Source organism: Vibrio sp. AK197, assembly GCF_053903115.1.
Genome location: NZ_CP096430.1, coordinates 2,931,550 through 2,944,554, shown reverse-complemented (window position 1 = coordinate 2,944,554; position 13,005 = coordinate 2,931,550). Strand labels below are relative to the sequence as shown.

10 protein-coding genes are annotated in these 13,005 nt (G+C 46.6%); 5 read left to right on the top strand and 5 right to left on the bottom strand.

Annotated features, from left to right (window positions below; genetic code table 11):
• Position 1: 1 nt before the first annotated feature.
• A complete protein-coding gene (gene frdA, locus M1D72_RS20770) occupies positions 2 to 1,804 on the bottom strand; it encodes a fumarate reductase (quinol) flavoprotein subunit (protein ID WP_456296384.1) in 1,803 nt (600 codons plus the stop codon).
• A gap of 348 nt (positions 1,805 to 2,152) precedes the next feature.
• Here frdA and epmA point away from each other — a divergent pair, with 348 nt between their 5' ends.
• Positions 2,153 to 3,124, top strand: coding sequence for an elongation factor P--(R)-beta-lysine ligase (gene epmA, locus M1D72_RS20765; RefSeq protein WP_456296383.1), 972 nt, complete (start codon positions 2,153 to 2,155; stop codon positions 3,122 to 3,124).
• Positions 3,125 to 3,173: 49 nt separating this feature from the next.
• On the opposite strand, the gene M1D72_RS20760 is transcribed toward epmA, so the two are convergent.
• The 4 genes from M1D72_RS20760 to M1D72_RS20745 all read right to left on the bottom strand — a co-directional run bounded on the left by M1D72_RS20760 (position 3,174) and on the right by M1D72_RS20745 (position 7,104).
• Positions 3,174 to 5,357, bottom strand: a complete 2,184-nt coding sequence (locus M1D72_RS20760; protein ID WP_456296382.1) for a YjbH domain-containing protein — start codon at positions 5,355 to 5,357, stop codon at positions 3,174 to 3,176.
• Positions 5,354 to 6,103, bottom strand: a complete 750-nt coding sequence (locus tag M1D72_RS20755; protein ID WP_456296381.1) for a capsule biosynthesis GfcC family protein — start codon at positions 6,101 to 6,103, stop codon at positions 5,354 to 5,356. The genes M1D72_RS20760 and M1D72_RS20755 overlap by 4 nt, the downstream gene beginning before the upstream one ends.
• A gap of 13 nt (positions 6,104 to 6,116) precedes the next feature.
• Positions 6,117 to 6,785, bottom strand: a complete 669-nt coding sequence (locus M1D72_RS20750; RefSeq protein WP_456296380.1) for a YjbF family lipoprotein — start codon at positions 6,783 to 6,785, stop codon at positions 6,117 to 6,119.
• Between the two features lie 70 nt (positions 6,786 to 6,855).
• Positions 6,856 to 7,104: a hypothetical protein gene (locus M1D72_RS20745; RefSeq protein ID WP_390194559.1), complete on the bottom strand. Its 249-nt coding sequence runs from the start codon at positions 7,102 to 7,104 to the stop codon at positions 6,856 to 6,858.
• A 397-nt stretch (positions 7,105 to 7,501) separates the two neighbouring features.
• On the opposite strand from M1D72_RS20745, the gene M1D72_RS20740 reads away from it, so the two are divergent.
• The 4 genes from M1D72_RS20740 (at position 7,502) to M1D72_RS20725 (ending at position 12,919) form a co-directional block, all read left to right on the top strand.
• A complete protein-coding gene (locus M1D72_RS20740) occupies positions 7,502 to 8,704 on the top strand; it encodes a hypothetical protein (protein WP_456296379.1) in 1,203 nt (400 codons plus the stop codon).
• Positions 8,705 to 8,728: 24 nt separating this feature from the next.
• Positions 8,729 to 11,341 (top strand): SLBB domain-containing protein, encoded by a 2,613-nt coding sequence (locus M1D72_RS20735; protein WP_456296378.1) that lies wholly within the window; start codon positions 8,729 to 8,731, stop codon positions 11,339 to 11,341.
• A gap of 58 nt (positions 11,342 to 11,399) precedes the next feature.
• Positions 11,400 to 12,359: a Wzz/FepE/Etk N-terminal domain-containing protein gene (locus M1D72_RS20730; protein ID WP_456296377.1), complete on the top strand. Its 960-nt coding sequence runs from the start codon at positions 11,400 to 11,402 to the stop codon at positions 12,357 to 12,359.
• Positions 12,360 to 12,484: 125 nt separating this feature from the next.
• Complete coding sequence (locus tag M1D72_RS20725) at positions 12,485 to 12,919, top strand: rhodanese-like domain-containing protein (RefSeq protein WP_390194563.1); 435 nt, start codon at positions 12,485 to 12,487, stop codon at positions 12,917 to 12,919.
• Positions 12,920 to 13,005 lie beyond the last annotated feature (86 nt).

Below are 13,005 nucleotides of genomic sequence, written 5' to 3'. Positions count from 1 at the left end.
CTTACTCCTGTGAACCGGTTTGCGCAGCTTCTTGCGCTGCAGCTTGCTCGGCGGCTTCGCCGTAGAGGCGTGCTTTGGGTTGCGATTTGGTGATGGTGACATCACTGTAGTCAATCGTCGGCGCCGCATCTGGCTGATAAAAGGCCAGTGAGTGTTTGAGAAAATGGATGTCATCACGCTCGGTGCATTGTTCATCAAGACGTTGATGCGCCCCTCGCGATTCTTTGCGTAAAATGGCTGAGTGCACCATGGCCTCGGCGACTTCAAGGCCGTAGCCAACTTCAATCGCATACAAAAGATCAGTGTTAAAGACTTTACCTTTATCTTTAATGCTGACTTTTTTGTAGCGCTGTTTGAGTTCACTGAGTTTGTCGATGGTTTGCTGCATCAAGTGTTGTTCACGATAGATGCCGCAACCTGCTTCCATGGTGTGACCCATCTCCGTTCGAATGTCCGCCCAGTTTTCATCGCCTTCTTGCGCCATCAAGGCTTGGATACGTGCTTGTGTGGCTTGGACTTGTTGCTCAATTTCGGCGTCATTCCAGCCAGTAAATTCGGCGGCGCGTTTGACGGCGTTCTCTCCGGCAACGCGACCAAAGACCACAAATTCAGCCAGCGAATTTGAACCGAGACGATTCGCACCATGAAGGCCGACAGAGGCGCACTCTCCGACTGCAAACAGGCCATTAATGCGTGTTTCACAATCCTTATTGGTTTCAATGCCCCCCATGGTGTAATGCACGGTTGGACGAATAGGAATCGGTTCCTTGGCTGGGTCTACGTTGACATAGGCTTTCGCCAATTCGCAGATAAACGGCAAGCGTTCATGTAAATATTCTTCACCTAAGTGGCGCAGGTCGAGGTGGACGACGTCGCCAAGTGGATGCTTGATGGTGTTGCCTTTTTGCTGCTCGTGCCAGAAGGCTTGAGATACTTTGTCTCGTGGGCCGAGCTCCATGTATTTGTTCTTGGGTTGGCCCACAGGGGTTTCTGGTCCCATGCCATAATCTTGCAAATAGCGGTAGCCATCTTTGTTGACGATAATACCGCCTTCTCCGCGGCAACCTTCAGTCATCAGAATTCCGGTTCCGGGTAGGCCCGTTGGGTGATACTGCACAAATTCCATATCACGCAGAGGAACGCCATGACGATAGGCCATCGCCATTCCATCGCCAGTGACAATACCGCCATTGGTATTGCAGTGGTAAACACGTCCAGCGCCGCCAGTCGCTAATACGACGGACTTGGCTTTGATGGTGACCAATTCGCCTTCCGACATATGAATCGCAATTAAGCCTTGAACTTGGTCATCGACGATCAATAAATCCACCACAAAATACTCATCAAAGCGTTTGATATTGGTGTATTTCATTGAGGTTTGAAACAAGGTATGCAGCATATGAAAGCCCGTTTTGTCAGCCGCAAACCAAGTACGTTCGACCTTCATGCCACCAAAACGGCGCACATTGACTTCACCGTTTTCTTTGCGGCTCCAAGGGCAACCCCATTGCTCCATTTGAATCATTTCGCGTGTGGAATTTTCTACGAAATACTCAACAACGTCCTGTTCACAAAGCCAATCCCCACCCCCGACGGTGTCGTTAAAGTGATTATCTAAACTGTCTTCTTCCTTGATAACTGCGGCTGAGCCCCCTTCTGCTGCGACGGTATGAGAGCGCATTGGGTACACTTTGGAAATCAGAGCGATTTTGAGCTCAGGGTTTGCTTCAGCTGCCGCAATGGCAGTGCGAAGACCAGCGCCGCCGGCGCCGATGACTGCGATATCTGTGGTGATCGTTTGCACAGTTATCCTCCAGTGATTTTATTATTTTGAAGCCAATTGAGTTTGGCTTATTCGTCCTAGCCGCGACCGTCTTGGATGAAGATGACTTTCGCTACCGTGCACTCTCTTGAGTGCTGCTGCTAGTTTAGGAGAGGTGTTTTGGGGATATATTGATTTATTTAGGTTTTTGTTTGAGTAGTACAAAGATTGGATTGGTTTTTATGTCTTATGTGAGAATTATCACGGATAGCTGGGTTGTTAACGATATTGCTGTTATTAGAGTCATTGACCCACGTTTTGAAAGCGCTAGGCAGGCTGAGGTTCGCACGATAAAATGCCAGCTTTGCGATTACCATAGAGCCTCTTGCTATGTCGACTGATTGGCAACCGACCGCCACCATTAACCAACTTCAACAACGAGCAACGATTGTACGTTCAATTCGAGAGTTCTTTTTTCAGCGCGGTGTTTTGGAAGTGGATACGCCAGCCATGAGCCATGCCACGGTGACCGATGTACATTTAGATACCTTTAAGACTCAGTTTATTGGTCCGGGTTATGCAGATGGCCGCGAGCTGTATTTGATGACCAGCCCAGAATTTCACATGAAGCGTCTTTTAGCGGCGGGAAGTGGCAGTATTTATCAACTGTGCAAAGCGTTTCGCAATGAGGAAAATGGGCGTTTTCATAATCCAGAATTTACCATGCTTGAATGGTACCGAGTGGGGTACGATCATCATCAATTGATGGATGAGATGGATGAATTATTACAGCAGGTTTTGGATTGTGAAGCAGCCACTCGTCTGACGTATCAGCAGGTATTTCTTGAGGTACTTGGCGTTTGTCCGTTGCAAGCAAGTATGGACCGCCTAAAAGCGGTGGCGGCTCAGTTGGGGTTGAGTGATATCGCTGACCCTGAGCAAGACCGTGATACCTTATTGCAGCTGTTATTCAGTATCGGTGTGGAGAGTAAAATTGGCCAAAAAGCGCCTGCATTTGTGTATGACTTTCCTGCCTCGCAAGCGGCGTTAGCCAAAATTAATCCTGATGATTCACGCGTTGCTCAGCGTTTTGAAGTCTATTTTCAAGGTATTGAGTTGGCGAATGGGTTTTACGAATTGGATGATGCCGTTGAACAGCAAAATCGGTTTGAGGCGGACAACCAAAAGCGGCAACAGATGGGGTTAAAGCCACAGCCGATAGATCATCATTTACTGGCGGCGCTAAGTTCGGGGTTGCCTGACTGCGCTGGGGTTGCTTTAGGGGTTGACCGCTTAATCATGCTGGCGCTTGGCGCCGAGCATATTGATCATATTACCGCCTTTCCCTTTCCGCGAGCATAGCCGCGAGTAAGAACATGACGCCCAATGGATTGGCACTGGGCGTTATGGCTTATTGGAAGTGGTTTGGGCGTTGTGACCATGGCGAACGTGGATCGGTGACGTCAAATAACTGATATTTCTTATTGAGCATCTGCCCACCATCACGCGTGATCGGTTGCCAGTTAATGGCCGCGCGATCGGTGCTTGGTTTCACGGTCATGATGTCGAGAGGCAGCGAGATGTAAAAGCCTTTGTTGTAACTGCCTTCGCCATAATCTTCGGCTGTCAGATCGGTAATTGTCGCGTACGCTCCCACAATCACACCAGAATCAAACTGCTTAGAAAAGTCGATACGCGCGCCTTTGTCGCCACCTAAAAATTCACCGACGCTAACCTTAAATAGCGTATTTTCCAAAAGTGACCATTTCGGCATGTAATAACCAGTGAGATGTCCCGTGGTGCCTTGGCTTAAAACATAGGCTTGGCATTCGGCAGTTGTCTCGCTGCAGCTTGATGCGTCATAAAAGAAGTAATCATCGCTGTAGAGGCCAAACCAAGAGTCAGGGTCACGCTGAGAGACTAAGTTCGCATCAAGACCAACCGCCCAGTTTTTGTTGTTTGGTCGATAGAGAACCTCGCCGCCAATACCCGCAAACATGGTTTCAAGATAGCCAGCATACGCTTGAGTGTAGATATTGTTACTTGGCCGGTTAAACCAAGTGAGCTGGAGGTTATTGAGGCGTACGGGGTTATCACTGACGTAAGCTCGGAACATGGTACGAACGCGAGGTACGGCATGGTTTTGGACGTGCGGTGAGTTTTCAACATAGTTAAATTTGTCATAGTTATCAAAGAGGTTGAAATATACCGAGCCGCTCAATTCCAATTGATTTGTGAGCCAGTAACGCGATATCGCATTGACGCCAAATGAATACAAGTAAAAAGACTCTGGTGCGCCAACGCTTTGTGACAGTACCGGCTCAATACCATAAGAAAACGCATGATATTGTTTGGCCAGTTCTCGGCCCGATACGTTTTCAGGATCTTGATCTACGAAGGTTTGCTTGGGATCACTATCGATGTCTTGATAGGTGGCTGCGCTAACAAAAGCGCGGCGATCAATATGAGTCTGGCTAACTGCTAACCCTTGGTTTTGTTCAATAATCGTAAAGTGATCAATATTATCCCCAGATGTATTGTGTAAAATCGTCGCGGCACGTTCTAGCGATTCATTTCGGTCACGATACTTTTTCGCCGTTGCGGTGACCACAATCCCACGACCATCTTGATAAACATGGTTTTGGGTATAACCGGCGTTAGCGGCGAGTTGGTTTGCTGCTGAGGACCAATCTTGAGAGGGACGCTGGCTGAGTGTCGGTTTTGGGTCATCAAGCCATGTCGCTTGCATATGGTTAAAGTAAGTATAGAAGTTAAAGCCAACGGTTAAGGTATTACCACGTTGATAGCTGAGGCGAGTATCTATCCAATCGCTAACTCGGTAATGCACGCCCAGATTCCAGGGGGTGGCTTGAGGCATGGCTTTCCCGCCTTGAACATAAGGAAAGTCTTGGCTGTAATCATTGCCTTCGTATTCAACTTTTATTCGTAGCGGCTCATAAGGCGTTTGATATTCAATGCCACCAAATACCGAGGCCGGGTCTTTAAACCATCGCTCGGAATCGATGCTCCCACCTGTTCCTTTATAGCCGTTGGGGCGCGAGCAAAAGCTAGCTTTAAAATGACAAATAGGATTGCTGATGTTGCCTCTCTGTCCCAAATATCCCCACCCGAGGCCTAAGGTAACATCAAGGTTACCAAAGCGTTTTGTTGCGGCGATAAACTCCCCATCAAACAACCCAGTTCCGCCAAGGTCACGAATACCAATAGACGTTTCTGGGAGCCAGTAACTCTCGTTTAGGATGCGCGCTTTGACATCAATACCTTTGTCGGTATAGAGATTATCGCCACTGTATTCGCTGTCATTACTGAATTTGACATCCGGGACACGGGTATAGCGGACCGTCGTTTCTAACCAGTCCAACAGTTGGAGTGACGCCATATAATGTTGATAGTCGTCGTTGATGGTGGCGCCAAGATTAAATTCCCCAGGTTCTGCCATTCGGCCGCTTGGGGTTTGCATCAGCCCGGTTCCGCCAAAATCAGATTGAGAAACTTTAAAAGGGGCTTCGGCGGCATGGGAGAAAGGCATCATCGAGAGCGCAAAGGCAAAAGTAGTGAGGCGAGGGATATTCATTTGATGTCTTTCTTCCATCCGATAAGTAAAACAATGTCTTGCTCGAGCTGTTGCAGTTTGGCTGAGGGCGCGTCAAAGCCGATATAGAGTGTGGAGCCTGGCGGAACGGGAGTACGTTCATCATTCCAATAGGCGTAGCCAATTCGACGATTTTCACCATCTGGGTAAATCAGCCAAGCGAAGCTCTTGTTGGCACCGGGAAGCAGAAGCGCATTATTGAGATAGTCTGCGGCGGTATTCCCTGCTTTGACTTGAGTTTGTGATGGCGAGTGGATCAAACCAGCGATAGTGATGGTCTTCGAGCGTGGTGGTGCGATCAGCGAAAAGTGCCCGTGGAGCATAGGGTTTCTGGCTGGGGTGATTCGCACTTCATCAATATCAAGGCTTAATCGTTCTCGATAACCGACGTTCCAACTTGCTACTTGATCTGCAAGATCCAACAACGGACTTAAAGCGGTTTGGCCGCGTCCAAGCACACGCAACGTCGAGGCAGTGCGCCGTTGGAGCTGTTCTGCCTGAGATTGTTTTTGATGATTAAATAAACGGTTAGCGATTGCGTAGTCTTGCAGTGAATACGCGTTTTTACTGAGTTGAGTTTGTGCATCGTCGAGCGCTTTTTCTAGACGTACCGCTTGCGGATACTGCAGGCTTAGATTGAGCTGAGGATAATCAATCACAAGTGGTGCGGCTGAAAAGCATGCACTGGACGTTAATAAACTGGCGACTAAGGCATAAATGCGAAACATGGTTACATTGCCACTAATTAGATGAATACGGTTTGAGGATTTCTTGCTCGATATAGAGCTGGTTTGGAATTAGCCATTGCTGAGATTTCAAAACCTGACCTTGGTCATCGGCCCAAAATACGTTTTGCATGTGCTGTGAAGACCCTACAAACTTGATGTCTTCCTGCCATACATTTAGGCGTTTTTTCCATAAGGTGGAACGTACCCATTGCTGGCCGTTTTGATAGCTATTGATGAGCGCGGTGTGGTCATAATTGTAGTCAGGTTGCCAATCATAAATGGCACGCCACTGTTTTTGACTACTGCTAAAGTTAAATAATCCAAACCTTGGCGTGACAGCTGAAAGATTATGCTGAGGAAGGTTGAGGGTTTTTATCACTCGGCCATTTTCAGTCACGATCATTGCGTTGTCTGCCGACATCCATTTTAATTGCATGTCGCCACTATGTGGGTTTTCTTCAGCAAAGGCTAACACCATAAATATACGTGCAGAGTTATTTATTTTTACGTAGCTACTGGCGTATGGAAGATCACTGATATGCTGACGGTCTAAATTTATATCGTCTGTTCCCCACAGGGCTTGTTGAATTGTCTCACCAGTAATTGCTGCTTTTTGTGAGCACCCTGTGAGTAGGCTTAAAATAAAAATAAGCAGGTATTTTTTTTGTATAGGGAATGTCATGGTTCTGCCGTTAGCTACATAAAAAAGCACCCTAAAGATCCCTTCTTTAGGGTGCTGTATTTATATTAAATTAATTTGTAGTGCCGTCTGTTGTGCCATCGTTTGATGAAGATGACGCGACTGCAACCGCAGCGGCAGCGGCAGCGCCAACGGCGACCGCTCCAGCTGTTGCTGAGCCAGCAGCCGCCGCTGTCGCAGCACCTGCACCCGCGGCAGTACCACTGGTTGTTGCGCTTGCGGCTGCCGCTTGTTCACCAACAGCAAAGGCATTAGAAGAAACGCCTAGTACCATCAGCATGGCTAGAAAAATATTTTTCATTACCTATTCCCTTTCATTTATAAAATAACCATTAAGGCATATCAGATAAACCTCAATAAAATTCTATTTCACAACTCAACTATTGTACAAACAAAAAAAATATTTTAATTGGCATGTTGTTCTGTATGTTTTGAGTATTTTATCTATAAGTTATTTATTGCGAAAGATATTGATGTTTATTTTTATCTCTATGTAAAGAAAGGATTATTAAATAGTACCTCGTTCTGTAATGTAATTAACTTGATAGACAAGTTAATTATTCGTTGAAATAACAAACAGATTATTATAATTTCGCTTCCAAAATTTGGCTCCAATATGATTTAGCCAACTCAAATTATTTAATAGGTTTTGAAATACGTTGGTGTGTGAGGGTTTTGTAAAAAATAAAAAAGTCCTAGTGCTTTTATTTGTTTCTGCTAACGGGGTGGCGTCTCCTTGGGCGGAAGTGAATGACCCATTTTTGCGTTCTGATATTTTAGCATTAGCTGATTCAGGGATGATTGAAAACCCGGTTAATGCTTTCCCATTACCTTGGTCATCGGTGGGTGTCATTGCTCTTGATGCGAACAGCGATGATCTAACAATGGCGCGATCGCATGTGTTATATCAGCGCTCAAGTGCGCAATTAAACCGTGGAAACCGTGCATTGACCTTGTCGGGCTGTGACGATTGTCGACAAGGTTATTTTGCTGCACCAGATGACGAACAAGCCTCACTTGGCGTCAGTTATGAGCATGCCAGTAGACGCTGGGCATATCGTATTGCAACTCAGGCGATTTATGACCAAAGCGATTATGACTATCAGTGGCAAGGCAGCTATTTAGCATGGCAGGTTTTTAATACCACGACCGTTACTCTCGGTTACTTACCGCGTTGGTGGGGCCCGAGTTGGCAACATAACTTGACTATGGATGCGAGTGGCGATGATGTCAGTGTTGACCTCACTTCTGGTGGGCGAAACTTACTGGGTGCATGGCATATCACCAGTGTGTTAACGGATGTAGACCGTGATGGGTACCACTATCGCTGGTCCAACAGAGCGCAAATCAAACCGGCCTCTTGGCTTGAAGTTGGGTACAGCGCTCATTATTGGTTTGATAAGCAAAATCAACCATCCAGTTTACAAGACGACTTTCAGCAATCTGCCGATATTCAAATTGCTTTACCGAATGTGGCGGGTTGGTCTCAGCGCGTTTACGGCGAGGCAACAACGCAACTAGAGGGGCATGACCTTGGTGCCTATGTGTTGGGGTGGAGTGGACAAATTGGCTTTGAGCACCATGCGCTGCGTTTGGTGATTGAGTCGCAAACGGTGGCTGATGAGTCTCAATTATCATTAGAGAAAGTCGCGGATTCGATGAGCGTCTCGCGGAGATATCAATATCAGCACAGTATGTCTTTCGCCAGTTACCTGCAATTAAGTAACGACCATCAATTGAGTTTTATTTTATCAAAACAATACGATGGCTATATAGAAGACGAAAGGAACCTTGAGGTGAATTACCAGCTACCACTGCTTAGTGGCCGTTTTAATATTGGCGCGGGGTTTTCATCATTTGATGACCAAAGTATTTGGTCTCGTTATCAGTTTAGATTTTAGTTTTTGTTTGGAATTGGTTTATTTATGCCTAGCTTAATTCGCAAAGTTGCTCGATATAGTGCAATTTTGTCTTTTTTAATTACTGGTCATTTAGCGCATGCGGCGACGCCGACAGCCGCGCAAGTGGCACAGTTTCAGTCATTATCGCCAAGTCAGCAGCGGGCGGTAGCGCAGCAGTTAGGTGTTGATATGTCAGCACCAAGCATAAGCTTGGAAGCACCGGCGAAGGTTGAGCCTGTAAAAGCGCCTAAGCGTGCGACCACTAAGGTTCAAATTGCGCAAGGTAGTGGAGTCTCTGGCTCTGCTTCTGTACCTTGGTTTGGTTATGACCTGTTTGCTGGTAAAGCGAGAGATTTTTCGGCGATTGATAATATGCCTGTACCACTTGATTATGTCATCGGCCCTGGTGATGAAATTCAGGTGATGTTGTTTGGTAAAACCGAAAAAAACTACCGCTTGAAGGTGGATCGTGAAGGTAAAATTACCTTTCCGGAGCTTGGTCCTGAATATGTTGCCGGCAAAAGCTTTGAAGAAGTTCGCCAGCACATTAAAGGTTTAGTAAAGCGCAAAGTAATTGGGGTGGAAACCGAAGTGTCACTCGGCTCGCTGCGAGCCATGCAGGTATTTGTGGCTGGAGATGTTGAGCAGCCAGGCGCTTATAATGTGAATGGCATTACCACCATTTCACAGTTACTCACCGCTTCTGGAGGTATAAAGCATACCGGCAGTTTGCGAGCTATCCAGTTAAAACGCCGCGGTAAAGTGGTGAGTGAATTTGATGTTTATGACATGCTGCTGAATGGCGATGCTTCGCAAGATGTGCGTTTGATGGCGGGCGATACGCTTTTCGTTCCGCTTAAAACCAATGACGTAGTGGTTCGCGGACATGTTCTTCGTCCTGCACACTATGAACTCAACCAGCACAAAACAATAAAAACCTTGATTGAATATGCAGGTGGTACTCAAGCCAATGCGTTTCTTTCGCAAGTGAATGTTGTTCGTTATACCCCCGAAGGGAAAACCCAGATCACGCTGGATTTAACCAAGCCACAAAATTGGGACTTTGAGTTACACAATGGCGACCAAGTGACGATTTTAGCCATGAGCGATCGACTGAATCAGGCGGTGGCGCTGCGCGGTGAAGTGGTACGTCAGGGGGCTTATAACTTTAAACGCGGTATGCGAATTACCGACTTAGTCTCGAATGCTCGTCGTGACCTAAAACAAACTGCTGACTTGGAATACGCTCTCGTGGTGCGTGAAAATCCGCTTAGTGGTCATATTCGAGTGATCCAATTTAATCTTTCTTCAGCCATTCAACACCCACAATCTTCCGATGACATTGCGCTGCAAGAAGGCGATCAAGTGTTTGTGTTTGATAACGGCATTGATAGCCATTACTGGTACCAGCGGCAAAGCAACGGGAAAGTGTCCGCCAACAACATCGCGCCAAAGCAAGTTGAAGTGCTAGACCGTGAAACGGGCGCCATGGTGACTCGGGAATCTGAGCCTGTTGGTTCTGAAGATATGGAACAGGTCGCTAAAGCCGAAGTGGTTAAGCAATCAAGTCGTGCAGTACTTCTTAAACCGATCATTGAACGGATCAAAGCTCAAGCAAGTATTCATGACCCTGCGAAGTTAATAGAAATTACCGGCGCGGTGAAATTCCCTGGGGTATATCCACTTGCCCAAAACAGTACGTTCGCTTCGGTTATTGAGGCTGCTGGGGGGTTAACCGAGCAAGCTTACCTCTATAAAGCGGAATTGAGCCGTTATCAAAAAACGCGTGACAGCTTTAATGTGTTGCATCAGAGCTTTTCGCCTCAACAAGTATTGGCAGGGCAAAGCGCACTGAACATTGAACCGCAAGACAACATCATCATTAAAACACAGCCCGATTGGCAAAAAGGCAACACCATTGAGCTACAAGGAGAAGTAGTGTTCCCTGGCACTTACGCATTTCAGCGTGGGGAAACCCTTAGTGATGTCATTACGAGAGCGGGCGGCTTGACCTCTTTTGCCTACCCTCAAGGGGCGGTGTTTAGTCGTGATAGCTTGAAACGCCAAGAGCAAGAGCGCTTAAAAATGCTTAACCTCAAGCTCAAACAGGAAATTGGTAGCTTGGCCTTAAGACGTCAGACCGCGAATGCCAGTTACACTTCGAGTCCCAATGAGGCGATGGCGGTGGCTAACCAATTAGCGAAGGCTGAAGCTGTGGGGCGTTTGGTGATTGATTTACCGGATGCGTTAGCGCAAGACCCAACCGCGGATCTGATGTTGGAAAAAGGCGACAAGCTCTATATTCCAGCCAAACGTCCAGTGGTGAGTGTCATGGGCGAGGTGCAATTTGCCTCGAATCATACCTTCGATCAAGCCATGTCTGTCGAAGATTATATCTCTGCAGCAGGTGGCACCAAGAAGCAAGCCGATGTCGACAGAATCTATGTTGTGCGGGCGGATGGATCTGTCTATCTTCCGAACAACTCGTTCTGGTTTAGTCGCCAATCAACGCCGTTAGAGCCGGGCGACACCATCATCGTGCCAATCGATACCGATTACCTTGATGGTTTAAGTACCTTAACCTCCGCCACCCAAATTCTGTACCAAATTGGTGTTGCGTGGAGCGCAATTAAATAACTTTTGTATACAACTACTCCAGTGCTCAACAATGGGCACTGTCGTTTAGAGGCTAATTATGAGTAACCCTGCTCTTCACGAGCCATCCATCTCTCAGGTACAGAGTATTCCTCTGTATAAAGAGAGCGATGAAATCGACCTAAAAGAGTTGATCATTGCCCTTTGGAATGGCAAAAAAATCATTATTGCTGTCACCGCGCTATTTATGATTCTCGGTGTGGCGTTTGCTTTATCAAAACCGAATACTTATCAATCCAGTGCGACTCTGGTTTCTGCTCAGGGTGAGCAAGCTGGGTCACTCGCCGCCGTTGCCAGCCAGTTTGGTGGTTTAGCGTCTTTGGCGGGCGTCTCACTAAAAGACTCTTCTACCGATAATAAAACGCTGGCACTGGCTGAACTCAAATCACGTAAGTTTATTAATGCCTTCATTGATAAATATGACCTTTGGGTTCCACTTATGGCCGCAGAAGATTGGGATGCCAAACACAATAAATTGGCCATTAACCAAGATCTGTATAACTCAGATACTCAAGCCTGGCAGGAAGATGAAGAGGGGGATTCCCTTAAACCGAGTTACTGGGAGGCGTACAAGCGTTTTAAGGATTTACTCTCGGTCGCTGAAGATAAAGAGACAGGGTTAGTGACGGTCAGTATTACTCACTTTTCACCGTATGTTGCGCAGCAATGGGTCGCGTGGCTGGTGGATGAGCTCAACAGTAAAGTCAAAAATGATGCTCTCAACGAATCACGCACTAATATTAGCTACCTGCAGCAGCAGTTGGAAAAAACCAATGTTGTTGATATGCAATCTGTATTTTACCAGTTAATTGAAGATCAAACGAAGTCATTAATGCTGGCGGAAGTGCGAGATGAATATGCATTCAAAACGGTCGATCCTGCCGTCGTGCCTGAAGAAAAAGTTGGGCCGAAACGTGCCCTCATTTGTATTTTGGCAACCTTACTCGGTGGCATGCTAGGTACGGCTATTGTCTTGGTGCGTTTTGCCTTAAAGCCATAAACTCGCTCTGGCTCAAATCATTGAAGCCAACACTCGCCTCAGCACGGTATCCCAGTTATACTCCAATCTGAATTTTTATTAGGGAGGCTTTTCCTCCCTTCATCTCATCTGTGAAGAGCAAGAATATGCAAGAGTATGTAGAATTTTTCCAACAGAATATGATTCTTTGTTTGGTTTGGGTTGGGGTGTTTATTGCCCTGCTAGTCAGTATTTTTAAATCTTCCACTGCAGCTTATAAGCAAATCAGTGCGGCGCAAGTGACTCAGTTGATGAACCGTGAAAATGGCGTTGTGGTGGATATTCGCACCAAAGATGAATTCCGCAAAGGCCACATTACTGATGCAGTTCACATTTTGCCGTCTGATATTAAACAAGGTAACTTGGGTAGCCTTGAAAGCCATAAATCTGACCCCATCATTGTGGTATGCAAAACAGGTCAAACGGCTCAAGAAAGTGCCAATCTGTTGGCAAAAGCAGGCTTCGAAAACGTTAACCTGCTTAAAAACGGCTTGGTCGCTTGGAGCGAAGCGAACTTGCCATTAGTAACCGGGAAAAAATAATTCTCGACGGTTTTTCGGCAGCGGCTAATCTCGTTTAGCGGCTGCGTCTGAGAAATGTGACTATGACGAGAAAGCGTACATCACGT

Coding starts and splice junctions, on each gene's coding strand:
- epmA (WP_456296383.1), top strand. CDS start 2,153: ATGTCGACTGATTGGCAACCGACCGCCACCATTAACCAACTTCAACAA.
- M1D72_RS20760 (WP_456296382.1), bottom strand. CDS start 5,357: ATGAATATCCCTCGCCTCACTACTTTTGCCTTTGCGCTCTCGATGATG.
- M1D72_RS20755 (WP_456296381.1), bottom strand. CDS start 6,103: ATGTTTCGCATTTATGCCTTAGTCGCCAGTTTATTAACGTCCAGTGCA.
- M1D72_RS20750 (WP_456296380.1), bottom strand. CDS start 6,785: ATGACATTCCCTATACAAAAAAAATACCTGCTTATTTTTATTTTAAGC.
- M1D72_RS20745 (WP_390194559.1), bottom strand. CDS start 7,104: ATGAAAAATATTTTTCTAGCCATGCTGATGGTACTAGGCGTTTCTTCT.
- M1D72_RS20735 (WP_456296378.1), top strand. CDS start 8,729: ATGCCTAGCTTAATTCGCAAAGTTGCTCGATATAGTGCAATTTTGTCT.
- M1D72_RS20730 (WP_456296377.1), top strand. CDS start 11,400: ATGAGTAACCCTGCTCTTCACGAGCCATCCATCTCTCAGGTACAGAGT.
- M1D72_RS20725 (WP_390194563.1), top strand. CDS start 12,485: ATGCAAGAGTATGTAGAATTTTTCCAACAGAATATGATTCTTTGTTTG.